The following is a 24,777-nucleotide window of genomic DNA, read 5'->3' on the forward strand; positions in this document are numbered from 1 at the left end:
CAACCTTTGTTTTTGTAGGAGCGGGAGAGCATGCGGGCGTATCTGGTTAAGAGGTTGTTGCAGATGATTCCGACGCTTTTGGGGATCACCTTTATCACCTTCTGCATCATCCAGCTGGCCCCGGGAAACCCCGCCATGCTCAAACTGCAAATGGCCACTCAGGGCGAAATGGCCGATACCGCTTACGCGAAACAGGTCATCGAACAGACGAAAAAACTTTACGGTTTGGATAAACCCCTGCCCGTTCAGTACCTGCTCTGGGTCAAGCGGGTCTTTACCCTGGACTTCGGCACATCATTTAAGGACCATCGACGAGTCATGGACAAGATCGCCGAGCGGCTTCCCGTGACCATACAGATCAACCTCATTTCCATCTTTCTCGTCTACCTTATCGCCATTCCCTTTGGCGTCTATTCCGCCACCCATCCGGACACCCTTCCGGACAAGGTCCTCACGCTGTTCTTTTTCTTCCTCTATTCCTTGCCCAACTTCTGGGTGGCCATGCTCTTGATCATGCTTTTCGGCGGTGGCGACTTTTGGGACATTTTTCCCATCTATGGCATTTCATCCATTGGCGCGGAAAACTGGCCTCTGTGGCGTCAGATACTGGATCGCCTTGAACACCTTGTGCTTCCCGTGGCTTGCTTGACCTACGGTGGGTTTGCCTACCTTTCGCGCCTGACGCGAGCGGAACTTTTGGAAGTGATTCGAGAAGACTACGTGCGCACGGCTCGAGCCAAAGGGTTGAGCGAGCGGGTGGTCGTTATGAAGCATGCCTTTCGCAATGCGCTCCTGCCCATCATCACTCTGTTGGCTTTCTTGCTTCCGGCCATGTTTGGTGGCAGTGTCATCATCGAAAGCATCTTTTCCATTCCCGGTATGGGGCAACTGGGTTTCGAGGCGGTGTTGTCCCGAGACTATCCGGTCATAATGGCCATCACGACCATTTCCGCGCTGCTCACTCTGATTGGGCTGCTGCTTTCAGACATTTTGTACGCCGTGTTGGATCCTCGCATCCAGTTGGACTGAAGAAATGTCGTACTGGAAAGTGGTCTGGCAACACTTCAGGAAAAAGCGCCGAGCCATGGCAGGCCTGTGGGTTTCCGTATTTATGGCAGTGGTGGCCCTCTTGGCCCCTATGCTGGCCAATGATCGGCCTATCGTGGCGTTCTGGCAAGGGCGCTTGGTTTTTCCCGTCTTTAACGAAAAACTTCGACCGAAAACGGGCCAATGGAAGGATTTATGGAATCCTGAGGTTTTTGTCTTTCAGAAACCTTTCGGCGACCCGCCATCCTGGGCTCTGTGGCCCCCGGTGCCTTACTCCCCATCGGAATACGATCTGCTGGAAAACCTGTCAGCCCCATCGCGCAAACACTGGTTCGGAACCGACGATCGAGGGCGCGACGTGCTGAGTCGCATGATTCATGGGGCCCGAATATCCTTGTCCGTAGGCTTTGTGGCCGTGAGCATCGCTTTGGTGATCGGCATCACCCTTGGGGGCCTCGCTGGCTACTTCGGCGGCTGGGTCGATGCGCTGATCAGCCGCCTCATCGAAATACTTTTAACCATTCCGACCTTTTTTCTCATCATCGCCATCATCGCCTTTTTGCCGCCAAGCATTTACAACATCATGGTGGTCATCGGACTGACGGGCTGGACGGGAGTGGCTCGGTTCGTGCGCGCCGAATTTTTTAAACTGAAGCGACTGGACTTTATTCAAGCCTCGGTGGCCTTGGGCGCGTCGCACCTGAGGATCATTTTCCTGCACATGCTCCCTAACGCCATGGCTCCTGTGCTGGTTTCCGCGGTCTTTGGCATTGCGGGAGCCATTTTGACGGAATCCAGTCTGAGTTTTCTCGGCTTCGGTGTGCCGCCTCCCACGCCCAGCTGGGGGGATATACTCAGCCAGAGCCGCGATTACATCGAATTTGCTTGGTGGCTGACCACGTTTCCGGGCGTGGCCATCTTTCTGGGCATCACGGCCTACAACCTGGTAGGGGAAGGCCTCAGAGACGCCATGGATCCCAAGCTCTTTGAATGACGGTGCCCAAGTGCCTTTGGGAAGGTGTCGAAGGAAAGGCACGATGAAGGGCTCAGCGGTTAATGAAAGAGTCCAAGCTTTGGACTTTCAAGGGAGAGGGCTTTGGCTAGGCGATAGATGCCCGAGCTTCAAGGACATCGCCCGTCTCATAAGGTCGAGCCAAGGCGTCCTCGGCAATGCTGTTAGAAGGTTATCCGCGAAGGCAACGTTTAGGGACGGCGCACGTTACAATGAGGGTATTCGGGAATCCAAAGGGGTGCGACCTCTCACTGGCCATGGCGCCATGCGCCGCTCCTAAAGAGTCAACCCGTAAGGTCAGCGTCGCGCGAGCTGCAAGGGGCGCTCCAAGACAGACTGCAGCCTGTGAGTCGTTCAACTTTGAAGGCGCGGTGCACGTTGGGAGAATGGAGCGATGCTTGCCACGCTCCCACAGAGTCAACACGTGAGGTCATCGTGCAAAGGAACTTGTTGCTATGCCTATAACGTCCCCTTTTGCGACTGTGGAAACGTCGGTCATCATGACGGTCAGCCAGCTGAACGCCCGCATCAAGGGTCTGCTGGAAGCCAACTTTCCCTACGTGTGGGTTCGCGGGGAAATCTCCAACCTGAAAATTCCCGCATCCGGGCACGCCTATTTCACGCTGAAAGACAAAAACAGCCAGATTCGAACGGTCATGTTTCGAACCCAGTACACACGGTTAAAGTTTCGCCCGGAAGACGGCATGGCGGTGCTGTGTCAGGGTCGGCTCAGCGTGTATGAACCCCGCGGGGAATACCAGATCATTGCCGACATTTTGGAACCTGAGGGTCTCGGAGCGCTGCAACTCGCCTTTGAGCAACTCAAGGAAAAGCTACTCAAAGAGGGGCTGTTTGATTCCGAGAGGAAACGTCCCTTACCGATGCGACCACAACGGATCGCCGTGATCACATCGTCCACGGGCGCAGCTGTGCGGGATATTTTGAAGGTCTTTCAACGCTGCCCTTATCCACTGACGGTAACTCTGCTGCCTGTGCGCGTGCAGGGAGAAGAAGCCGCGCCGGAAATCGCTCGAGCTCTGCAAGCGGTCTCAGCCTTGAAGGACACTTTTGGCTGGGACGTGGTGCTGCTGGGTCGAGGCGGTGGCAGCTTGGAAGATCTTTGGCCTTTCAATGAAGAAATGACAGCGCGGGCCATTGCCGCATGCACCGTTCCCGTGATTTCTGCTGTGGGCCATGAAATCGATGTGACCATTTCGGATATGGTGGCCGATTGGCGTGCGCCAACGCCCACGGCTGCCGCCCAGTGGGTGGTGAGTCGCCTAGAAGAGGTGGAACGGCGCTTGATGGATCAGGCCAAACGTTTGCATGCGGCCTGGACGGCTCGTGTGGACCGCCTGCGAACCGGCCTTGCCCACCTCGAAATCCGCCTGACCGATCCGCGCCGTCGCCTCGTGGACTGGCGCCTGGCCGTGGACGATCGGCTGGACCGCCTGGTTCGCGCCATGACTCATCGGCTGCATCTCTGGCGCATGCGCTCGAACCACGCAACGCAAAGACTGCAGCAGGTCCATCCCCAAAAACGGTTGGCCGACCTGTGTACTCGACTGGATCTTCTATCCCGGCGCCTGGTGGCGGAACATTTTCGGGCCATGGATCGGTGGCGTCTTCAGCTTCAGGGCGTAGCAGCTCGGTTGGAATCTTTGAGTCCCCTAGGGATCCTCGCCCGAGGATATTCGTTGACGTTCAAGTTGCCGGAAAAAATCCTGGTGCGCCGCGCGTCCCAAGTGCACTTTGGAGACATGGTGCGCATTCAACTGGCCGAAGGGCAGGTGAAAGCCCAGGTTGTGGAAATCAGCGAGAAGCCTTTGGTGGGGCAGGACGGGTCCAAGTCTTTGTAAAACTGCGCATCGTCACTGAGAAAGGATTTTCTATGGTGGGTGCTGAAGCTCAGAGCAGGACCAAAAGAAAAAAAACCGAAAATTTTGAAGAAGCCATGAAACGGCTGGAACAAATCGTGGAAAAGCTTGAGAAGGGAGATATGCCTCTGGAACAGGCGATAGAAGCCTTTACCGAAGGTGTGGGTCTTGTGCGTCTGTGCCACGAAAAACTGGAAGAAGCCGAAAAGAAAGTCCAAAAGCTGGTTCAGGGGGAAGACGGGCGGTGGATCACTACGCCCTTGGACAAGCCGCTGCAAAACAACGAATCCTAGGGGCGACTGCCCGGACCGTATCTTTTCGAGGCGACACGCAGGTCCTGATCAACCTGAAGGGCTCCCCGCTGACCGGCGCCTGAACACCTTGCAGAGAGTAGCTCTGCCGGTCCTTGCTTCCCGATGCAGGGGCTGTTCTAGGGTTTTGCTTTGCGGACTGGCAGAAGCGCCCCTGGGTTTTAAGAAAATTCGCCCCTGCCCAAAAAGGGCGCGCGCTTCAGTATCGGGAAAGAGCGCCGGGGCATGATCCCTTACCGGGCCTACTCTCACATCACCGCTTGTGATCGGTGCCGCGGAAAACAGATTTCCCACTGGCACGAAGGTCCCGTTCGTGATACAAGGAAGCCCAAACTTGAATAAAGAGGTTCTTTTTCCGTGGAATCCTTTGACCTTAAAGCTTACATGTTAGAAAAGTGCCAAGCAGTTGACGAAGCCCTGGAGCGTTTCTTTCCGGCGTCATCGGGCCTTGAAAAAACCGTGGTTGAGGCGGCCCGCTACAGTCTTTTTGCCGGAGGTAAAAGGATTCGGCCTATCTTGTGTTTGGCAGCCGCCGAAGTGGTAGAAGGATCGGCGAATGCCGTGATGCCGGCCGCATGTGCTTTAGAAATGGTGCACACCTATTCCTTGATTCATGACGATCTTCCGGTTATGGACAATGACGATTTTCGGCGAGGGCGGCCAACGAATCATCGGGTTTATGGGGAAGCCGTAGCGATTCTGGCCGGAGACCTGTTGCTTACAGAAGCCTTTGGCCTTCTCGCAGCGCCATCGGCCTTCGAAGCTGTCCCCGTTCCTGCCGAAAGACGCCTTCAGGCTGTAGCCATTCTGGCACGGGCTGCCGGAGTCCAGGGCATGATCGCTGGCCAGATCATCGATCTGGAATCTGAAACCCGTGAGGTGGACCTGACCACGGTGGAATACATGCACATCCGTAAAACGGGAGCGCTCATTAGCGCATCCTTGGAAATTGGGGCCGTACTTTCTGGAGCTTCGGCCGAGGCGTTGGAGGCCCTGAGCCGATACGGAAGGCATGTGGGTTTGGCTTTTCAGATTACGGACGATCTTCTGGATGTGGAAGGCGACCCCAAGGTCATGGGAAAATCCGCAGGATCCGATGCGGCAAAAAACAAAAAAACGTACCCGGCCCTCGTGGGCGTGGCTCTAACAAAAGAAATCGCTCAAAACCATGTTGAACGGGCCATAAAAGCGCTGGACGGCTTTGGACACCAAGCCGATCCCTTACGGGCTTTGGCACGCCATCTTTTGGTGCGAAAAGCCTGAGGCTCAATACCAGGAGACGGATCTTGGGAGCTTGTGAGAGGCCCCTGCCGCGTTGTTTCTGTAAGCGACAATAGATGGGAGGCAGGTATCGCAGCCTGGGCCGCTCCCCCGGTCTCTATCCCCGGGCAAGCTTCTCGCACAGCGCACCATGACATTATTGGGGATTGAAGGAGAATCCATTCGACGTGGAACGAAATTTTGACCCCAAACAAGTGTCCATTAAGATCGATACCCCTTTGCTGCAAACCATAGACTCGCCGGCGGACCTCAAGCGGCTGTCTATCAAGGAACTGGAAACCCTTGCCGAAGAAATTCGCCGGGTGATCATTCAGACCACCGCGTGCACCGGAGGCCACGTGGCCCCGAACCTCGGTGTGGTGGAACTGACCTTGGCCCTTCACTATGTGTTTGATGCGCCCACCGATCGCATCGTCTGGGATGTTGGGCATCAATGCTACACGCACAAGCTTGTCACGGGCCGGCGCGACCGCTTTCACACCCTACGCCAGTGGCAGGGCATCAGTGGATTTCCAAAGCGCGACGAGAGCCACTACGACGCCTTTGGAGCGGGCCACGCCAGCACGTCTATTTCCGCCGCTTTGGGTATGGCCAGCGCTAAGCACCTCAAAGGATGCCCGAGCCGCATCATCGCCGTCATCGGAGACGGCAGCATGACGGGGGGCATGGCCTTTGAGGCGCTCAATCACGCGGGGGACTTAGGCCGAGATCTTATCGTTGTGCTCAACGACAACGAAATGTCCATTTCTCCGAACGTGGGCGCTCTGTCTTCCTTCCTAAGCCGCAAGCTGTCCAGCCGCACGGTGATGAGCCTCAAACGGGAGGTGGAAAACACCCTCAAGGCCATTCCCGGCGTAGGATCCAATATCGTTCAGCTGCTCAAAAAAAGCGAAGAATCCTTCCTGTCGTTTTTCACGCCCGGCATGCTCTTTCAAGCGTTGCGTTTTCAATACATTGGCCCCATCAAGGGCCATCGGCTGGACCGGCTCATCGAAACCTTTAAAACCGCAAAATCCCTCAAGGGTCCCGTGCTCATTCACGTGGGGACCGTCAAAGGCAAAGGATATGAACCTGCGGAACGTGACCCGGCTCGGTTTCACGGCATCGGGTGTTTTGACCCCAAGACGGGGGAAACCAGGAAAGAAAACGTACCGTCCTACACGGCCGTCTTTGGCCGATGCCTTACAGAACTGGCCGAAAAGGATCCGCGCATCGTGGCCATCACTGCGGCCATGCCGCAAGGCACCGGGTTGGACGTTTTCGCGCAGGTCTATCCCAAGCGCTTCTTTGATGTGGGAATCGCCGAACAGCACGCCGTGACCTTTGCCGCCGGGCTCGCCGCCGAAGGGTATCGCCCGGTGGTGGCCGTGTATTCCACCTTTTTGCAGCGTGCCTACGACCAGATCGTTCATGACGTGTGCTTGCAAAAGCTTCCGGTCATTTTTGCCATGGATCGAGGCGGCCTTGTGGGCGAAGACGGCCCGACCCATCACGGCGTATTCGATATGGCCTACCTTCGACACATTCCTAACATGGTGGTCATGGCACCCAAGGATGAAAACGAGCTACGCCACATGCTCAAGACGGCCGTGCTGCAGCAGGGCCCCATTGCGCTCCGGTACCCTCGAGGCCAAGGTGTGGGCGTGCCATTGGATCCCGAACCGCATGCTCTTCCCATTGGAGTGGCGGAACTGCTTCGAGAGGGCGACCACGTGACACTTGTGGCCGTGGGAGCGATGGTCATGGAAGCCGTGGCGGCGGCCGAAATCCTTGCCCGTGAGGGCATCGAGGCGACGGTGATCAACGCGCGGTTCGTCAAGCCTCTGGACGTGCACCTTATCGGCCAATGGGCATCCAAGACGCCCTTGCTGGTCACGGTGGAAGAAAACGTGCGCCAGGGTGGTTTCGGAAGCGCCGTCTTGGAAGCGCTCAGCGAGGAAGGCCTGCTGCCTCGGCGCGTGCTTCGCCTTGGTATTCCCGATACCTTTATTCCGCATGGCCATTTGAAAAAGCTGCGCCGAGAATTAGGATTGGACGCAGAAGGCATCGCTCACAGCGTTCGACACGCCTTGGTTGCCACACTACCCGCGATCCATGAAGCCCCGGTACGAGCGATTAGATAAAATTTTGGTGCAACGGGGCCTGGTTCCCAGCCGAGAAAAGGCTCGAGGGCTTATTCTGGCTGGGTGTGTGCGGGTGGATGGCCACACCGTCACTCAATGCGGGCGAAAGATTCCAGAAAACGCCGACGTTCAGGTTCATGGGCAGGACCATCCTTACGTGAGCCGAGGCGGTATCAAGTTGGCCCATGCGTTGGATCATTTCAACCTGAATGTGGCCGGTTTAGTGGTCATGGACGTGGGTGCTTCCACAGGAGGCTTTACGGACTGTCTGCTGCAACGGGGTGCCCTCAAGGTGTACGCCGTGGATGTGGGCTACGGCCAGTTGGCCTGGAAGCTGCGCCAGGATCCTCGAGTCGTCGTTTTGGAACGCTGCAACATCCGGCATCTGAACCCATCCGCCATACCGGAACCGCTGGATGGCGCCGTCGTTGATGTGTCTTTTATTTCACTGAAGCAGGTTCTTCCCAAAGTCGTGACGTTTTTGAAACCCGAATCATTTCTCGTGGCCCTCGTCAAACCTCAATTTGAAGCGGGTCGTGAACACGTGAACAAAGGCGGTGTGGTCAAGGACGCAACGGTCCATCAAGCCGTGTGCCAAGCGGTGGCTAACACCGTTGAATCCTTGGCATTCCAAATCCTCGGGATCATTCCTTCTCCGATTTTGGGGCCTAAAGGAAATCGAGAGTTTCTTCTGGCCGCAATACATTCGCCCCCAGCTCAGAGCCCTGTCGACCACACAGGCCAATTCACTGCAGATGGGCCATGAAAATTCATTTCGTCTTTGTGGGAAAAACCGTTTTTCCGGAAATGCAACGGGGTATCGACCGGTACCTGAAAAGGCTCGATCATTACGTGCGAGTGGAAGTGCATGTGGTGAGGGCCGAACGGGTCGGCCCCAAGGCCGACGAAAAGATGGTGCTGGAAAAAGAAGGGCGCCGCATCGTCAATCTGGTTTCAGGGCGCGGCGTCCTCATCGTCTGGGACGAAAAGGGCACGGCCTTGACTTCCCAAGAATACGCCCATGTCCTTCAGCGCCTGCACCATGGTGGACACGATGTGTGGATGATTCTGGGAGGGCCCTTGGGGCTATCCCATGAGGTCAAGCGAACGGCCCATCACGTGTTTTCTCTATCCGCCATGACCTTTCCTCACGACCTGGCGCGACTCATGGTGGCTGAACAAACCTATCGAGCCCTAACCATTCTTCGCGGTGAACCCTACCATAAATCGTGAAGCATCATAAGGCGCCGCAGGTCGTCCATTCAAAAACGTGCGAGCCGAAACGCCGAGGGAAACCGTCGGTTCGGCCCGCAAGGATGAATTTCAAACGGCAATGACTTCCGTCACAGACGGCACTTCCTGCCTGATGATTCTTTCCACGCCCGCCTTGAGCGTCATCTGGCTCATGGGGCACCCGTGGCAAGCTCCCGTGAGCCGAACCTTCACCACCGACCCTTCCACATCCACAAGCTCCACGTTGCCGCCGTCTCTTTGCAACATCGGGCGAATTTTGGCCAAAGCCTTTTCAACCTGATCGCGCATAAGATCTCCTTCCTTTTTTCAAGATGAGCTTCATGCCATTATTAAGACTTCCGTGCGAACAACGCAAACTCAAAAAGGGTTTAACGCCGTTTTTTGTATTGTGAATGGTTTTAAAGAGTTAGGAAAACACAGCGATTGACCTTTGTTTTTTTTTCCGCTAGGTTAAAAGACGTACGATGTCAAGGACGCCTACGAAGGTTCTCGGGAAAGGACGCGCATGAATGCTCACAGGCTGGTGCTCAAGATTTCTAAGGATGAGATACAGAACCGAGTCCGTGCCCTGGCCGCTCAAATCGCCAGCGACTATCAAGGCAAAGACCTTGTGATGGTGGGCGTCCTTAAGGGGGCTTTTATCTTCCTCGCGGATCTGATCCGCTCCCTGGATATGCCCGTGGAAGTGGATTTTATTCGCATCGCCAGCTATGGTACGTCCACGGAATCTTCCGGCGGGATCACTTTGTCCAAAGATTTGGAATGTTCCATCGACGGCCGTGACGTGCTCGTGGTGGAAGACATTGTGGATACGGGCCTGACCATGCGATGGCTCATGGGGCACCTGCAACGTCGCAACCCTCGCACGGTCAAAATCTGTGCCCTGATTGACAAGTATGAAAGGCGTGCCGTGGAAATGCCCGTGCACTACGCAGGCTTTCGCATTCCATCGGGTTTCGTCGTGGGCTACGGTTTGGATTTCGCCGAAAAATACCGGGGACTTCAAGGCATCTACGAGGTGGCGTTTGACGCCATGGTCGAGGGCAGTCATGCTGGTTAGCTGTGAATTGTGCGGAACCAAGTACCGTGTGGATCCCAAGAGGCTTCACAAGGACAAGGTTAAAGCTCGCTGTAGCCGTTGCGGACACACTTTTGTGGTTCGGCGCCCCGAAGAGCCCGAACCGGATGATTTTGACCCGTCGCTCATGGCTGAAGAGGAAACAAGGCCTTCGGAACATGAGGACGAGGAGCAGCACGACGCCGATGCGGCCATCCCTGTGACTCGGCCCGCACCACAAGTTCTTCGGCCTTTCACGCCCCGGGAACGCTCTGCGTCCAAACGCGGCATCCTCTTTGCCGTTCTCACCATTGTTCTGCTGGCCGTGGCCGCGGCGACCTATTACTTGTATTCGAAGGGTTTGATCCTTCAAGAAAAGGACAAGGTCGAACCGAGCGCCGTGACGTCGACGGGAATGCCTCAGGTCACCATTGATCCGGACATTCGCGCCTATTTTCTGGAAAACATGTCGGCAGGCCAAATCTTCGTGGTGGAAGGCAAAGCGGTCAATGAATCGGGAGGCCCGGTGAGTTTTGTCCTCGTGGAGGGCAAGCTTTACACCACGGAAAAACAACCGGCTCAAATCCAGAAAGCCTATTGCGGCAACATCATGTCCCGGGAAGAACTCATGCGCCTGGACATGACACAGATTCAAAATGTCATGATGAATCGAGAAGGCAAAGATTTAAGCAACGTTCATATTCCGTCCATGGGCAAGGTGCCTTTCATGATTGTTTTTTATAACTTGCCCGAATTGAGCCTCCTGTCAGACTACAGCGTCGAAGTGACTAACGCTCTGGCGGAAAAATAATCGAAAGGTGGAAGGACAAACATGCTGGATCTTAAGTTCGTGCGGGACAACATGGAACGGGTCGCCCAGATGCTTCAGGAGCGGCACATGGACATGGATTTGGAGTCGTTTCGAAAGCTGGATGAGAAGCGACGAGCCCTGCTTAAGGAAGTGGAACAACTCAAGCACGAACGCAACCGAGCTTCCGAGGAGATCGCGCGCCGAAAGCGCGAAGGAGCCGCAGCGGAAGATCTTTTGCACGCCATGAAAGGCGTGTCCCAGCGCATCAAGGAATTGGAATCTGAGCTGGGCGGCATCGAGGAGCGGTTTCGAGAAATTCTCATGTTCATTCCCAACATGCCTCATGAGTCCGTGCCCGTTGGGGCGGACGACAGTGCCAATCCCGTGGTCAAGACGTGGGGGGAACCGCCTCGGTTTGATTTTGAACCCAAAGCCCATTGGGACTTAGGCGAAGCCTTGGGCATCCTGGACTTCGAACGCGCCGCTCGCATGACGGGAGCTCGTTTCACGCTGTATTGGGGGGCCGGGGCCGCTTTGGAACGTGCCCTCATCAGCTTCATGCTCGATGTGCACACAACCCGTCATGGCTATACGGAAGTGCTGCCGCCTTTCATGGTCAACCGCACCGCCATGACCGGCACGGGTCAATTGCCCAAATTTGAAAAGGATCTCTTCAAGCTGGAGGGGTGGGATTATTTTCTCGTACCGACGGCCGAAGTACCCGTGACCAACATTCACATGGATGAAACCCTGGAAGAAGACGACCTGCCCAAATACTATACGGCCTACACGCCGTGTTTTCGATCGGAAGCGGGATCCTACGGCAAAGACACGCGGGGGCTCATTCGGCAGCATCAGTTCAATAAGGTGGAACTGGTCAAACTGGTCAAACCGGAAACGTCTTACGAAGAACTGGAAACCCTGCTGGATAATGCGGAAACCATCCTTCGAGAACTGGGGCTCCATTACCGCGTGGTGGTGCTGTGCACAGGGGATCTGGGATTTTCCGCCGCCAAAACCTATGACATCGAAGTGTGGCTTCCCGGGCAGAATGCGTACCGGGAAATTTCTTCATGTAGCAATTTCGAAGACTTTCAGGCTCGACGCGCCAACATTCGTTTCCGCCGCAAAGGCAAAAAGAAAACCGAATTGGTGCACACTCTCAACGGATCCGGTCTGGCCGTAGGCCGCACGCTCGTGGCAATTCTGGAAAACTATCAGCAGGCCGACGGAACGGTACGGATCCCAGAGGTCTTGCGTCCCTATATGAATGGTCTGGAACGCATCACATCTCGGCGTTAACGCATAAAGAAATTTCACCTAAGGAGCCACAGCGATGACCAAGAGTCAACTCATCGAAGCCCTGGCCAGGGCCGAAGGCATCACATTGAAAGCGGCCGAAGTGGCCGTCAATGTCACGTTCGAAAGCATGGAAAAGGCCCTCATTCAAGGAGATCGCGTAGAAATTCGAGGTTTTGGCAGTTTCAAGGTCAAAAACTACGACGGCTACAAGGGCCGAAACCCCAAGACAGGGGAACTCATCGAAGTGCGCCCCAAGCGGCTTCCGTTTTTCAAAGTCGGCAAGGAACTGAAAGAAAGAGTGGACAAACGATAACCTCCTGAGCATCTCTTGAAACCATTGATGATCCCCGCGGTCCACGCAATGGCTTTCCCCCAACTGCACTAAGCCGTTGCTGAAGGAGGCAAATAGAGCGCCCGCATCAAGCGGGTGCCGATTTTTTCGCCTAGATGCCCATGACCATTTGAAGGCACCGCAGCACGTCGGCGCCCACTTTGCCTTCGGGGTCTTTTTCGTCGCGGAAGACCTCCTGAGGAGTCCAAGAGTCCTGGTAAATCCACACGTGATTTCCCTGTGGCGCCCACACTGCGGGGTTGGTCGGGCCAAAGATCACCAGAGAGGGCACGTCCATGGCCGCGGCCACATGAGAAACGCCGGAATCAACGCCCACAAAAAAGCGCGCTCCACGCAGCAAAGCCGTCAACTTCCTTAAGTCACGGCTGCGATACACGGGCCATCCCCAGGTTCTGGAAAACGCGTCCACGCAAGGCATGAGCCTTTCATCGGCCGGACCCATCAACAAAACCATGGGCGCGCCGAAAAAGCCCGAGCTGACTTCTATTAAGCTTCGCCAGCGGGATATGGGCCAGACTTTTCGAAGCCCACCACTTCCCATGTGCACCACGCCGTAGCCCTTGCACGGAACATTCTTCTGACCGAGCCACGCCGCCACATCCTTCGTCGCCTCAGGATCGGCAGCCAGCTTTGGCCGCCGTTTCGGCAGCGCCAGCCCTAAAGCGGTCATCTGCTGCACCATAAATTCCGTGACCGGCAAAGTGGGCGACGAGTCGGGAAAGGATTGCAGCCAATAAACGGGGCAGGTTAGGCGTTCCTTCAATCGATCCACGATGGGCAGCGCCCCCTTTTGTCCCACCCAAAAAAAGGCCTGACATCGGCGCAAGGCTTCCGGAACCGGAACGGATGCCCAGGCGTCGTCAACAAAAAGAGCTTGCCAAAAGGGCCCGTCACAGGAGGCCAGAGCGCTACAATACGGCTTGCCATACAGAAGGTCTTTGTAGGCCGGCACCGTCCAGAGAAACAGGGGCACGCGAGGAAACACTTCCTGAAAGGCATCCAAGACGGGGGTAAATAGCACAAAATCTCCCAGAGCCCCCTGATGCCAAAATCCCACTGGCAAAGATTCTCGAACCATTTGCATTTCCTTGGGTATGGACCTTTTTCGCGACCTATTTTAGGCTTCATCGCATCAAGGTAAACGAGGACGGCAGAAAAAAACCCGCTCTGAAGCCGGATTTGGCCCGTTTTTCTGTGCCCATGGATCGGGGTATCATGAGTCTGTCAAAAGGTCTGCCACCGCACATGCGACACCATCGCCAACAGTTGATTCCCGGCTGGCGACAAGACCGCATCAGCCACGCCCGGCTGGGAATCGTCGGAGACGGGCCCTACCCGGCGTCATTTTTTCTTGCCGCGGCGTCGGCTCTCGGGGCGAGGCGCTTTCTCATCATCTGCCCGGAACTTCACGAGCCCTTTGTGACCTTGGCTCAAACCTTGGAACCCGCCGTGGAATGGATTCACCTTCGGGGGTGGCTCACCCACCCCGCCCCGGCCGCCTTGTTGACCCCATGTTCGGCACTTGTGGACTTTTCCCAACTGGGACTCACCAACAAGATTCTTTTCAATACCGCTCGGCAACACTGCATTCCGCTCATCACCGTGCGATTCTTGAACGCCCCATGCAAGAGCGGCTTTCGCTTTTGGAGCTACAGCCCCGGCAACGAAACGGCCTTGATCCATGCCATGGTTTCGGAGCGCTCCCTTTCGGCAAAAGCTTGGCAGGATGCGGCCACGGCCATGGCTGCCGCGGGCTTGGCCCTGGAAGAAATCAAACGGGTGCTTTTCGGGCAACCCCACACTACTGTACCCGTAGACTATGTGCGACCGAATCCTCGAACTTCCTTTGACAATTTTCGAGTCGCCGTGGTGGGGGCCGGAGCCCTGGGAAATTTCGCTGCAGCCACCCTGGCCCTGTGCGGATGCCGACATCTCACCCTATTTGATGCCGATCGGGTGGATGTCACCAATTTGAATCGTCAAATCTTTTTCGCTCGCGACGTCGGATCCCCAAAGGCTCCCGCCTTGGCCCATCGGCTGAACACCTTCTTTGCCGTACAGGCTCAAGGCATTCCGCAGGCCGTGGACGACTATACGGATCTTTCGCCCTTTGATGCCATCCTGGATTGCGTGGACAACTTCGAGACGCGAAGGCTTTTGAGTCTGAGGGCTCAGCAAGAAGGCAAAATCCTCATCTCCGGTGGAACCGGCCCGGACAGGGGCCAGGTGGTGGCTTACCATCCTCACCACAGCCGGCACACACCGGCACAGCTTCTGGGTCTGGATAGAATTCTTTCTAGACGGCAAAGAGAAGGGGGAAAAGCGACGTCCCATAAAAGGCTTGTCAAGGAGCGCGCCGTCCACCATGACACGCGGTGGAAGCCCCCTTTGGAAAACACTGCGAAAGAAGGCGCCTCCTGCCTCCTTCAAGCGGATCCATCGGTGGTCATGAGCAACCAGATCATGGGAGCCTTGATGGCCGATGCGTTGCGTCGCATCCTTTCCGGAGAACCCCCAGGGCTCATCTTTTACGAATCCATGGAACTCCACGGCGTTCGGCTCATGAGCGTCACCGACACGGAAGCGCAACTATGAACAATGCCCTGTGGTTCCATCGGATGCCGTGTTGGCCTCAAGTTGGTCCGGCAGAGGCTGGCCCATACACAATCCGCTCAATTTTATGACTTGGGGGCGGCCCCCCTCGGAACCACCCCCATGAACACCCTCTCCCAGCCCCTCCTGCCGGATCGGGTCAAAATCTCATTAAAACATGAGACAATAATTTTTAGAAACTAAAGAACACCTTCTGGAGCACTTTGGGCGTCACGCCCGTCATGTCCAAGTACATCGTGATGCCGCCCATGAAGAAGGGCCAGCCGGCGCCCATGATCATGGCTAGGTCCACATCCCGGGAACTGTCCACAACCTTTTCCCTTAAGATGAGGTCAATTTCCTTAGCCAGGTTGCCCAACACGCGATCGCGGATCTCATCGGGATGGAATTCCTTCTGGCCTTTTTTGACCCAAAGCTTTTCCACTTCGGGATCCACCTTCTTGGTCTTGGCCCCCGGCACGTAGATGCTCTTCTTGCCGGCATCCACGAGCTTCTTGAAATTAGCGTTGAGCGGAAAGCGTTCCGCACCGAAGGCTTGATTGAGGGTTTCCGCCACGTGGTACGCCACGGGAAAGCCCACCAGGGCCAACAGGTCAAAGGGAGCCATGGGCAAGCCCAGACCCAGCAGCGCTTCGTCGACCTGAGCGAAATCGGCGCCTTCGTCCACCATGGTGAGGCAGTCGACAAGCATCTTGGTCAGAAGGCGATTGACCAGGAAAGCCGGGGCGTCTTTGACGAGCACGCCCGTTTTCTTGAGCTTTTTGGCCATGTCGAAGGCGGTGGCTAGAGTCAGGTCATTGGTCTGGGGTGTTTTTATGATCTCCACCAAAGGCAGCACGGCCACAGGGTTGAAAAAGTGAAAACCCACAACTCGTTCCGGATGTTTGAGATCCGCGCCCATTTCGGTGACGCTCAGAGACGAGGTGTTTGTGGCGAGAATACATTCAGGTCCCACAACGGCCTCCACTTCCGCAAACACCTGCTTCTTGATGTCCATGCGTTCAAAGACGGCTTCGATGACGAAATCGCAGTCGGCAAAATCGTCATAGTTCAGCGTGCCGCGCAGCAGGCTGGACAGGTACCGGGCACGGGCTTCGGGCATGCGGCCCTTTTCCACCATCTTTTGAAATTCCTGGTGCACGTAGGCGCAGCCCTTGTCCACAAATTCCTGCTTGATGTCTTTCATGACCACCGGCACACCCAACCGATAGATGAATAGCTGGGCCAGCTGGGACGCCATGAGGCCGGCGCCGATGATGCCCACCTTTTTCACAGGCTTGGGCTTGGCTTCAGGAACACCTTTGACTTTCTTGGCGTAACGGTTCACCAGATCAAAGGCATAGATGGAACACTTGCACTGGCGGCTCTTGATGAGGTCTCCCAAAGCTTTGTTTTCCTCTTCAAAGCCCTCCTCCACACTCCATTTCGTGGCGCCTTCGATGAGTTCTATGGCGCGGTAGGGTGCCGGAGCCGCCCCGTGGACTTTTGCGTCCACGAATTCCTTGGCTTTGGTGATGGTCGCCTTCAGGTTGGTGGTCTTAGGAGCATGACGCTCCACCTTTTCGGTCCCGTCGATAATGCCCATAAGGAATCGCAGGGAATCGTCAAAAAATTCCGCTCCGTCATAGAGTCGGTCCGCTAGACCCATTTCGTAGGCCTTGACACCATTTATCATGCGGTTCTGATTGAGCGCGTTGAAGATGATGAGTTCCAGAGCCTTTTCCGGACCTAAAAGCTTGGTGGCCAGAGTGCAGCCGCCCCAGCCCGGAACCAGGCCGATGAAACATTCCGGAAAGCCCATGGCCGGGACACTTCGAGCCACGGTGCGATACTGGCAGTAAAGTCCAATTTCCAGGCCGCCACCCAGGGCCACGCCGTTGTAGGCCGCCACGGTGGGAAAGGGAAGGTCCATGAGGCGCTTCATGATGGTGTGGCCGGCCTTGCCAATCTGGTAACCTTGTTCGAAGGTGGTCACAAAGGGCACCTGGGTCAGGTCCGCTCCGGCCGCAAAGATGTACGGCTTTCCTGTGAGCATGAGCCCCTTGACGTCCCCTTGGGCCAGCACGGTGTCAATGGCCTCGTTGAGAGACATGAGGGCGGCTTCACTGAAAACGTTGGGTTTCTTGTAATCATGCCCGTTGTCCATGGTCACGATAGCCAGTTTGCCAACGGGAGAGTTCCAGAAGTTTACGAGAAACTTGGTCACCGGTTCGCCCATGACAATCCCCCTTTATTCGGACTTCGCGGTTTGAAGGTTTTCCCAAATGACCGATCCGCCTTGGCCCAACCCAACGCACATGGCCGCCAGACCGTAACGGGCTTCCGGATGGGCTTCGAAGTAGTGCATGAGGTGGATCATGAGCCGCGGGCCGGAGGAGGCCAAGGGATGGCCAAAGGCGATGGCACCTCCGTAGGGGTTCAGGCGCTTGTCATCGGGAAACTTCATGCCGAATTCCTTCATGAACACCACGGCTTGCACCGCAAAGGCTTCGTTGAGTTCAATGACGTCCAGGTCGTCAAATTTTAATCCCGTACGGGCCAAGACCTTGTGGGTGGACGGCACGGGCCCGTAACCCATGATTTCCGGCTGGACACCCGCAAAGGCATACCCCACCAGGCGCATCTTGGGCTTGAGCCCCAGTTCCTTTGCCTTGTCGGCGGACATGAGCAGCACGCCGCAGGCGCCGTCATTCAACCCGGACGCATTGCCCGGTGTTACCTTGCCCTGCACGCGAAACGGTGTTTTCAGGTTGGCCAGGCCTTCCATCGTCGTTTCCGGGCGGGGCTGTTCGTCCCGGTCCGCCACCACCCAGCCGTTCTTGGTGTAAACCGTCATGGGCACGATCATTTTCTGAATGATACCGTCTTGGTACGCCTTGTAGGCCTTTCTCTGACACAAACACGCGTATTCATCGGCCATTTCCTTCGTGATCTCGGGAAACCGGTCATGAAGATTTTCCGCCGTTTTTCCCATGACCAGCGCGTCTTCGGAAACTATGCGCTCCGCAATGAAGCGCGGATTGGGATCTGCGGTGGCTCCCATGGGATGATGCCCCATGTGTTCCACGCCTCCAGCAATGGCCACGTCCACGGAACCCAGAGCGATCTCCGAAGCGGCGCACGTCACCGCCGTCATGCCTCCAGCACACATGCGATCCACGGAAAAGCCAGCCGTCGAAACAGGAAGTCCAGCCAAAATGGCCGTCGTGCGTCCCATGGTCAGACCCTGATCGCCTTCCTGGGTGGTGGCTCCCCAGACGTTTTCTTCGACCATTTCGGGTTTCACCTGTGGATTGCGGCGCAGAAGTTCTCGAATGACCTTGACGACCATGTCGTCAGCCCGCGTCATCCAAAAAATACCTTTTTCTCCGGCCTTGCCGAAGGCCGTGCGAATCCCGTCCACCAAAACCACGTCCCTTGCCTTCATTGAATGTCCTCCTTGGTGTTAAACAAGAGCGAAACCTTCCTCGGGAATTTCCAAAGGCGACTTGTCGCTGGTCATGATCGCTCGAGCCTTTCCGGCCGCCTGGGTAAGCACCTGGAACATCCAGAATTTGGCTGAAGCGATCTTGCCGGCGTAAAAGGCCGCACTGCGATTGGACGCCACCACCGCCTGGCGCGCCTTGTCATCCTTGGCCCCATGGTCGGCGTAAATCTCATACAGCTTGCGGTCAGCAATGTAGGCCTGCCACAGAAGCAGAAGTCCCAGAGTGACATCGCCGAAGAGATCCAGGTAAGGTTTGGCGTAGAGAATGGGCACGTGAAATTCGTCGGTCATACCCTTGAGTCCGAAGAACTTGGTGACTTGAATGAGACTTTCAGCAGCTTCATCGTAAATTTCAAGCATTTCCCTCATGCGATAGTTCTTGCGGAACTTGGCCGTCAATTCGGTGCTGAACTTGACGGCATTCTTGAACAAAAGGCCACGCTTCATGGCGATCTTTCGACCCACCAAATCCAAGGCCTGAATGCCGTTGGTGCCTTCGTAAATGGAGGCAATCTTACAATCCCTGAGGAACTGATCCACCGGGTATTCCGACGTGTAGCCATAGCCGCCGTACACCTGCACCGCGGTCTCGCAGACGCGAAAGCCAAGGTCACTACCCATGGACTTGCAGATGGGTATCAGAAGATCCACATAACCCTGGTAAAGGTCCCGTTCTTCGTCAGTTTCGGCCACCTGCACCCGATCCAGGCAATAGGCAGCAAGGTGCATCAGAGCCCGCAGACCTTCCGTGCTGGATTTCATGAACATGAGCATACGGCGCACGTCCGGATGATTGATGATGGCCACACGTTCGGCACCCGGATCCTTCATCTTTTCCACCGGCGTTCCCTGCACGCGCTCCCTGGCGTACTGCAGCGCATGGAGATACGCCGCGCTGGCATGGGCTAAGCCCTGCATGCCCACGAAAAGGCGCGCCTCATTCATCATGTCGAACATGATGCGCATGCCCTTGTTGGGTTCGCCCATGAGGTAGCCCAGACACTTGCCGTTTTCTCCAAAATTGAGGACGCAGGTCGCGGATCCGTGAATGCCCATCTTATGTTCGATGCCGCCACAGTTGACGTCGTTGTCCACCAAATTGCCGTTATCATCCACAAGAAAGCGGGGCACGAGAAAGATGGAAATGCCCTTGGTACCCTTGGGCGCACCTTCGATGCGGGCAAGCACCATGTGCACGATGTTTTCCGTCAAATCGTGCATGCCAGATGAAATGAAAATCTTTTGGCCTTCGATCTTGTAGGTGCCATCGCCCTGAGGCACAGCGCGCGTGCGCAGATTGCCCACATCACTGCCCGCGCCGGCTTCCGTGAGGCACATGGTGCCGCCCCATTCCCCGGAAAACATCTTATACATGTACTTTTCCTGAAGCTCCGGCGTGCCGTACTTTTTTAAGAGGCGAGCCGCGCCATGGGTCAGGCCGGGATACATGAGCAAGGCCCAGTTGGCGGCGGCAAAAAATTCCACACAGGCATTGGAAATTATGAACGGAAAGCCTTGGCCGCCCACTTCGGGATCGTCGGCCATGGCCAGCCAGCCACCTTCACAGTACAATCGATACGGTCGATGAAAGGATTCGGGCACCTTTACAAGACCGTTTTCAAAACGGCACCCTTCTTTGTCTCCCTTTTTGTTGGTGGGGTAGAATTCCTGCTCCGCAAGCTTTTCCGCCTGTTCCAAGGCCATATCAAACATTTCCTTGGAATACTCGGAAAAAAGAGGATACTTGCACAGGTCTTCCACGTTCAGTTGTTCGTAGAGAACAAACTTGAGATCCCTCACGTCCACAAGCAGCTTCATGAGTTTTTCCTCCTTGAGCCTTGTCTCGAACCCGAAACATTCTGTGTCATGCGTCGCGGCGCATCCGCGCCGAGGCAGCCCACACGGATCACGCGTTCATGCCGGCCAGGCGGGCCTTGACTTCAGGCACCCCAAGCCCGTTGACGAAAAGATCCATCAAGGGTTCCGTCAGGGTCTCAAGATCATAGGGACGCCCTGCCAACACCCACGTGGACACCACCTCATCCAATGTGCCGAAAATAAAGCGCTTTACCAAACTCAACGGCAGATCCTGCCGAAACACTCCCTGCTGCTGGCCATCACGAACCACCTCACCCACGAGGTCCAGATAGTTCTTGAGTTCCACCTTTTTGTATTCGCGCATGAAACGACTGCTCTGGCGCAGCTCCACCTGAAGCACCGCCGCCAGTTCCGGATAGGCCTGAAACCCCGCCAGATGCATGGCAATGAGGCAGCGAAAGCGGGCGAGAGCGTCCTTTTCACAAGCCAAAGCGTCGCGGAACTTCACGTTGATTTCCTTCATCTTTTCCTCAAAGATGGAAATCAAAAGGTCATCCTTATTTTTGAAATAAAGATAGATGGTGCCGTCGGCCACACCGGCCAGGCGAGCGATATCGGACACGCGGGCCTGAAAGAAGCCCTTTTCCGCAAACACCGAAACCGCGGCGTCTAAAATACGCCGCCTCTTGTCGGAATTCCTATGATTTCCGCGCCCTTCCGCCATACTTTGTCGCTCCCACTTGATCCTGAATGAATCGTCATTCACAATCTCATTAAACTTTTCTCGCTTTAACTGTCAAGAAAAAAACGCGGCAGGCGCTCAGAACGGCTTGGCCACAGAAAACCTTTGAAACCATGAGAGTCCAGCCTTGGGGAAGGGTTTTTTGTCAGACGTCCGTTTCCCAACAAAACGGATGGAATCCGGCATTCAGGTGCGTTGGTTTTCTGCCTGCGTTTGGGAAGGCGCTTTTTAGAGGAGGCTTGGTAGGAGGGAAAAGATTCGTTAAAATACCTTTGTTTTCGAAGATGGCTATCCTCTTTTCAAGGATCGGCTATGGTGTGCGCAGAGGAGAGCCCCAGGAGGCCTGGAAAACGCTTTATGCTCTACATGCTTCATTGCGGGCTTGATGGAAAGCTCCTCGAGAAAATCTGCGCCCGCCACGGCTTGGACTTGGAAGTCCGTCAATTCCCTAGGGAAGAGGCTTTTGCCTACTACATGCATCCTCAGCTGCCGACACCGGATCTCATCCTCATTCGCGGCCATTTCATCGAGCTTGTCCATGCGTGCGATCGGGAGCGCCATATTCCTTATGTGGTGGTTTCATCCAAGCTCAAGTACGGCACGGGCCAACCGGTGTTCATTCATGCGGACAAGGGGTACGGAACTCAGGAAACGCTGGCCATTTACCACGCCATTGCAGAAAAACTGAAAGAAATCATCTGTTCTCGCCGGCCAGCTCCATCTGGAGAACTTCATAGCTCTGAGGAGCCCACGGAGCGGGCCCCATGCTGACAGTGGTGTTTCACAAAGCCTACCTGACCCCCTATTCCACCGGGGCCGTGGAAACGCCCGCTCGAGTGCGTTCCATCATGGGAAAGCTGCAAGGATGCTACGAGGTGGTGGCGCCGCGCGCCGCTTCCAAGGACGATCTTTTGCGGGCGCACACGCCGGACCATCTGACTCAGGTCCAGCTGGAAGGGAAGGCCGTGTGGGAAACGGCCGTCCTGGCTGCGGGAGGTGCCATCTGCGCGGCGCGGCTCACCGCCCAAACACAACAGCCCGTCTTTGCCGCCGTGAGGCCGCCCGGGCATCATGCAGGCCGAAATCGCTACGGCGGTTTTTGTTTTTTTAACAACATGGCCGTCTCCCTTTTGGCCCTGCTTCACGACGGCACTGTGAAGCGAGCGGCTGTGATCGATTTCGATATGCATCGAGGGGACGGCACCGCGGAAATTTTTCAGGAAGATGCTCGGTGCCTTTTCCTTGACGTCTCATCGGCCGAAAAAGAACATTTTGTCGAGACCATCGCCTACTTTCTGGACGCCTTGCCCTCGGTGGACATCATCGGCGTCTCCGCAGGCTTTGACATGCACCTCAAAGACTGGGGTGGATGCCTGTGCAACCGCGATTATCATTATATCGGCCGATTAGTGGGAGAGACGGCACGCCGGAAAGCCTCCGGGCGAGTTTTTGCCGTGCTGGAAGGAGGCTACTTGCCCCATGAATTGGGCAAAGCCGTGTATGCCTTTTGTCGAGGCTTGGAAGGCAAAGAGTTAAGCGATGTGATACCCTCAGCGAGGCCATGAGAGCAGCCCATCGAGAACTGGAAAAGCTCAAGCGCGAGCTGAGCGGCCCTCCGTCAGATTTCACTGGCGCATTTCTCAAAACCCAGAATCTACGCCGTCTCATTCACCAGTCTCCGGCCGTGGTGGATGAGGGCACGGTGCGCCTTCTAGGGAAAATTCTCACCCATCCACCGTACCAGGCCCAAAAGCAGGCTTACTTTTTTAGTCGGGAAACGGCCTTGGGACTTCGGGACCTTCTGGAAACCTCCCCACACCCGAACGTGGTGCATCAGGCACGAAGGCTTCTGGAGCGGCTGTGCCTGGAACCCCACGGAGCCTGTCAGCGCGCAGCGTGCGAAGCTCTGGGGGCGCTGCCCGTGCCCATGGGGTCTCCACCCCCTTCCTTCCACGTCGACCCGTGGTGTGTGCCCGTCCTTTCCTGGCAGCACGTCTTAAGTTCGTCGCAAATCTCAGAGCCAGAAGGCTATTGGAAAAGATGCGGTCGAAGCTTTTGGAAACCAAGCTCAAAAACAGGACGTCTTGTCGTCTTTAAAACCGCCAAGGACCCGGAAAGCGCTGAAGCCCTGTTTCGAGAAATCCAATGGATGCGTTTTCTCAACGAAAACCCGCTCCTGTGCCCCGAGGACACGGCCCAACTTCCCGCACCCTTAACACCAAATGGCCCCTGGCTATGTCGCGTGGAATCCTTTCCAAAGGCCTGCTCGCCCTTAGACCATGGGCATCGAGACAAACTTTGGGCCATTGTCTTTACAGCACCCTTAAATTACTTCGACTACCCCAACCAGCCAAAGGAAGGCCGCATGTTGCCCAAAGCGGCGTTCCTTGCCGCCATGGTGCGCAGTGCCCGCGAGCTGGCACGCCTGGCGACTCAAGGGATCCTGCACACGGCGCCCATTCCTCTGTTCCATAACCGTGTGCAAGCGCATCGCCGAGAAGACGCTGGCTTGTACCGGTGGCCTCGAGCCGGTAGGCTCGATCGGTGGCTGGCTTCGTGCGATTATCCCAATTTTGGAGCCTCGGGCGTGCGGGATTTGGAACATTTGGAACCGGCGGGGGCCAACGGCGTGCCCATATACGAACAAATCGGCGCTCATTTGCTCAGTCTCTTTTTGGTCTGCGGGAGTTATTTTCGGAATCGAGATCGGCGGCTTCGAGGCCTTCAGGCAGACGGAACACCTGTGGACGTGCGAAATTGGTTTGACAAGGCTTTTTTCATCAAACTCATGGAATCGATCTTTCGCGCCTACTATGAGGCTTTTGCCGGTCAGGAGGCCCCGATGACCATTCCGGGGCAGGTGGAACGCTTGGTGGAACGCATGATCGAGGAAATGGGCGTGGACCGGCACATGGAAGAAATTCTTCGAGTAGCAGACCAAAACAGCATGACTGACGAAGAGTTTTGGACGTTTCTTGAGGAGCGAGGGTATTCAAGGATTGAGGCACGCCGCCTTGTTCGTGGCAAAGACGATGTGGTGCTCCTCACAGGACCTCATCTGGGCGCTTTCAATGACCGCATCTCTCTGCCCGAACTGATTCAGTTCGTGGGGGCTGCGGCGGCCCTGTGCATCAGCGGCCGTTATTTTTGTGAACGCCAAGGCCCTCGAAACCTTGCCTCGCGGCCCAGCTAGTCACCGTCCAGGGCTTTTAAAGCCTCTCCGACGGATTGAATGAGGGCATCCAAGGTTTCGGAACGGTAGGGGTCGACCCCGCCGCAGCCGGCATCCCCCATCTTATCGAAAACAAACTCTTTTTCCATATAATCCATCAGATCCCTGGTGGCCCGAATCAAGCGTTGTACGGCTTCGTTCATCCTTCTCACTCCTTTTTCCAATACCGCATAAGGCGCATGGGGTCACATCTTGTTTTATGCCACAGGGGTGAGTGCGACGTTCTTAAAGGAGCTGGAAATTGTTTGTCCGAGAACCCTTTTTGAGCTGGTTTCGGTAGGGGAGCTCTGAGCCCCAAAACCGTATCGCGCTGTGGTCCGTGCCCACCGGTGGAAGCAACGCGCCCATTTTTGGATAAGCTCTTAGGTGTTGGGTCCCATGTTATAGTATTCCACGAAGAAGCTATCCGCTGTTTCGTGCCCGCGAGAGGCTGCGCGTCATGGTTTCAAACGCAACAT

General features: G+C 55.9%; 23 protein-coding genes. 16 read left to right on the forward strand and 7 right to left on the reverse strand.

Annotated features, from left to right (window positions below; genetic code table 11):
* Positions 1-30 precede the first annotated feature (30 nt).
* The 8 genes from EDC27_RS13420 to EDC27_RS13460 all read left to right on the forward strand — a co-directional run bounded on the left by EDC27_RS13420 (position 31) and on the right by EDC27_RS13460 (position 8,884).
* Positions 31-1,029 carry an ABC transporter permease gene (locus EDC27_RS13420; RefSeq protein ID WP_123291139.1) on the forward strand — a complete coding sequence of 333 codons (999 nt, stop codon included), beginning with the start codon at positions 31-33 and terminating at the stop codon, positions 1,027-1,029.
* Positions 1,030-1,033: 4 nt separating this feature from the next.
* Positions 1,034-2,041, forward strand: a complete 1,008-nt coding sequence (locus EDC27_RS13425; protein WP_123291140.1) for an ABC transporter permease — start codon at positions 1,034-1,036, stop codon at positions 2,039-2,041.
* A gap of 473 nt (positions 2,042-2,514) precedes the next feature.
* Positions 2,515-3,918: an exodeoxyribonuclease VII large subunit gene (gene xseA, locus EDC27_RS13435; protein ID WP_123291142.1), complete on the forward strand. Its 1,404-nt coding sequence runs from the start codon at positions 2,515-2,517 to the stop codon at positions 3,916-3,918.
* A 32-nt stretch (positions 3,919-3,950) separates the two neighbouring features.
* Complete coding sequence (gene xseB / locus EDC27_RS13440) at positions 3,951-4,229, forward strand: exodeoxyribonuclease VII small subunit (protein ID WP_123291143.1); 279 nt, start codon at positions 3,951-3,953, stop codon at positions 4,227-4,229.
* A gap of 402 nt (positions 4,230-4,631) precedes the next feature.
* A complete protein-coding gene (locus tag EDC27_RS13445; protein WP_123291175.1) occupies positions 4,632-5,510 on the forward strand; it encodes a farnesyl diphosphate synthase in 879 nt (292 codons plus the stop codon).
* Positions 5,511-5,746: 236 nt separating this feature from the next.
* On the forward strand, positions 5,747-7,651 hold the full coding sequence (gene dxs / locus EDC27_RS13450) for a 1-deoxy-D-xylulose-5-phosphate synthase (protein ID WP_170161822.1): 1,905 nt from the start codon (positions 5,747-5,749) through the stop codon (positions 7,649-7,651).
* A complete protein-coding gene (locus EDC27_RS13455; RefSeq protein WP_123291144.1) occupies positions 7,623-8,417 on the forward strand; it encodes a TlyA family RNA methyltransferase in 795 nt (264 codons plus the stop codon). The genes dxs and EDC27_RS13455 overlap by 29 nt, the downstream gene beginning before the upstream one ends.
* Entirely contained in the window at positions 8,414-8,884 is a 471-nt protein-coding gene (locus tag EDC27_RS13460; RefSeq protein ID WP_123291145.1) for a 23S rRNA (pseudouridine(1915)-N(3))-methyltransferase RlmH, read from the forward strand. The genes EDC27_RS13455 and EDC27_RS13460 overlap by 4 nt, the downstream gene beginning before the upstream one ends.
* Before the next feature lie 90 nt (positions 8,885-8,974).
* Here EDC27_RS13460 and EDC27_RS13465 read toward each other — a convergent pair whose 3' ends face one another.
* Entirely contained in the window at positions 8,975-9,193 is a 219-nt protein-coding gene (locus EDC27_RS13465) for a NifU family protein (protein ID WP_123291146.1), read from the reverse strand.
* A 217-nt stretch (positions 9,194-9,410) separates the two neighbouring features.
* On the opposite strand from EDC27_RS13465, the gene hpt reads away from it, so the two are divergent.
* From hpt to EDC27_RS13485, 4 genes are read left to right on the forward strand one after another with little or no spacing between them, the layout of a single operon-like run.
* Positions 9,411-9,965, forward strand: a complete 555-nt coding sequence (gene hpt / locus EDC27_RS13470; RefSeq protein WP_123291147.1) for a hypoxanthine phosphoribosyltransferase — start codon at positions 9,411-9,413, stop codon at positions 9,963-9,965.
* Positions 9,955-10,773 (forward strand): zinc-ribbon domain-containing protein, encoded by an 819-nt coding sequence (locus tag EDC27_RS13475; protein WP_123291177.1) that lies wholly within the window; start codon positions 9,955-9,957, stop codon positions 10,771-10,773. Before hpt ends, EDC27_RS13475 begins: the two co-directional genes overlap by 11 nt.
* A 21-nt stretch (positions 10,774-10,794) precedes the next feature.
* Complete coding sequence (serS, locus tag EDC27_RS13480) at positions 10,795-12,075, forward strand: serine--tRNA ligase (protein WP_123291148.1); 1,281 nt, start codon at positions 10,795-10,797, stop codon at positions 12,073-12,075.
* A 34-nt stretch (positions 12,076-12,109) separates the two neighbouring features.
* Positions 12,110-12,388 carry an HU family DNA-binding protein gene (locus EDC27_RS13485; protein ID WP_123291149.1) on the forward strand — a complete coding sequence of 93 codons (279 nt, stop codon included), beginning with the start codon at positions 12,110-12,112 and terminating at the stop codon, positions 12,386-12,388.
* A 130-nt stretch (positions 12,389-12,518) separates the two neighbouring features.
* Here the strand turns inward: EDC27_RS13485 and EDC27_RS13490 are convergent, their stop codons facing one another.
* Positions 12,519-13,505 (reverse strand): glycosyltransferase family 9 protein, encoded by a 987-nt coding sequence (locus tag EDC27_RS13490; RefSeq protein WP_170161820.1) that lies wholly within the window; start codon positions 13,503-13,505, stop codon positions 12,519-12,521.
* A gap of 137 nt (positions 13,506-13,642) precedes the next feature.
* On the opposite strand from EDC27_RS13490, the gene EDC27_RS13495 reads away from it, so the two are divergent.
* Complete coding sequence (locus EDC27_RS13495) at positions 13,643-15,022, forward strand: ThiF family adenylyltransferase (RefSeq protein ID WP_170161821.1); 1,380 nt, start codon at positions 13,643-13,645, stop codon at positions 15,020-15,022.
* Between the two features lie 190 nt (positions 15,023-15,212).
* Here the strand turns inward: EDC27_RS13495 and EDC27_RS13500 are convergent, their stop codons facing one another.
* From EDC27_RS13500 to EDC27_RS13515, 4 genes are all read right to left on the reverse strand, one after another.
* A complete protein-coding gene (locus tag EDC27_RS13500; RefSeq protein WP_123291152.1) occupies positions 15,213-17,258 on the reverse strand; it encodes a 3-hydroxyacyl-CoA dehydrogenase NAD-binding domain-containing protein in 2,046 nt (681 codons plus the stop codon).
* A gap of 12 nt (positions 17,259-17,270) precedes the next feature.
* Positions 17,271-18,467 carry a thiolase family protein gene (locus tag EDC27_RS13505; RefSeq protein ID WP_123291153.1) on the reverse strand — a complete coding sequence of 399 codons (1,197 nt, stop codon included), beginning with the start codon at positions 18,465-18,467 and terminating at the stop codon, positions 17,271-17,273.
* Positions 18,468-18,485: 18 nt separating this feature from the next.
* Complete coding sequence (locus tag EDC27_RS13510; RefSeq protein ID WP_123291154.1) at positions 18,486-20,345, reverse strand: acyl-CoA dehydrogenase; 1,860 nt, start codon at positions 20,343-20,345, stop codon at positions 18,486-18,488.
* Between the two features lie 88 nt (positions 20,346-20,433).
* Complete coding sequence (locus EDC27_RS13515) at positions 20,434-21,069, reverse strand: TetR/AcrR family transcriptional regulator (protein ID WP_123291155.1); 636 nt, start codon at positions 21,067-21,069, stop codon at positions 20,434-20,436.
* Between the two features lie 375 nt (positions 21,070-21,444).
* Between EDC27_RS13515 and EDC27_RS13520 the strand changes: the two genes are divergently transcribed.
* The 3 genes from EDC27_RS13520 to EDC27_RS13530 are packed head-to-tail and all read left to right on the forward strand — an operon-like array spanning position 21,445 to position 24,280.
* Entirely contained in the window at positions 21,445-21,858 is a 414-nt protein-coding gene (locus tag EDC27_RS13520; RefSeq protein ID WP_123291156.1) for a hypothetical protein, read from the forward strand.
* Positions 21,852-22,652, forward strand: coding sequence for a histone deacetylase family protein (locus tag EDC27_RS13525; protein ID WP_123291157.1), 801 nt, complete (start codon positions 21,852-21,854; stop codon positions 22,650-22,652). The genes EDC27_RS13520 and EDC27_RS13525 overlap by 7 nt, the downstream gene beginning before the upstream one ends.
* A complete protein-coding gene (locus EDC27_RS13530) occupies positions 22,649-24,280 on the forward strand; it encodes a SidJ-related pseudokinase (RefSeq protein WP_123291158.1) in 1,632 nt (543 codons plus the stop codon). The genes EDC27_RS13525 and EDC27_RS13530 overlap by 4 nt, the downstream gene beginning before the upstream one ends.
* Here EDC27_RS13530 and EDC27_RS13535 read toward each other — a convergent pair.
* The gene (locus EDC27_RS13535) at positions 24,277-24,462 is read right to left on the reverse strand and encodes a hypothetical protein (RefSeq protein ID WP_123291159.1); all 186 of its coding nucleotides are present in this window, start codon (positions 24,460-24,462) and stop codon (positions 24,277-24,279) included. The two genes, EDC27_RS13530 and EDC27_RS13535, sit on opposite strands and share 4 nt — an antisense overlap.
* Between the last annotated feature and the right edge of the window lie 315 nt (positions 24,463-24,777).

Source organism: Desulfosoma caldarium (assembly GCF_003751385.1).
GTDB lineage: Bacteria > Desulfobacterota > Syntrophobacteria > Syntrophobacterales > DSM-9756 > Desulfosoma > Desulfosoma caldarium.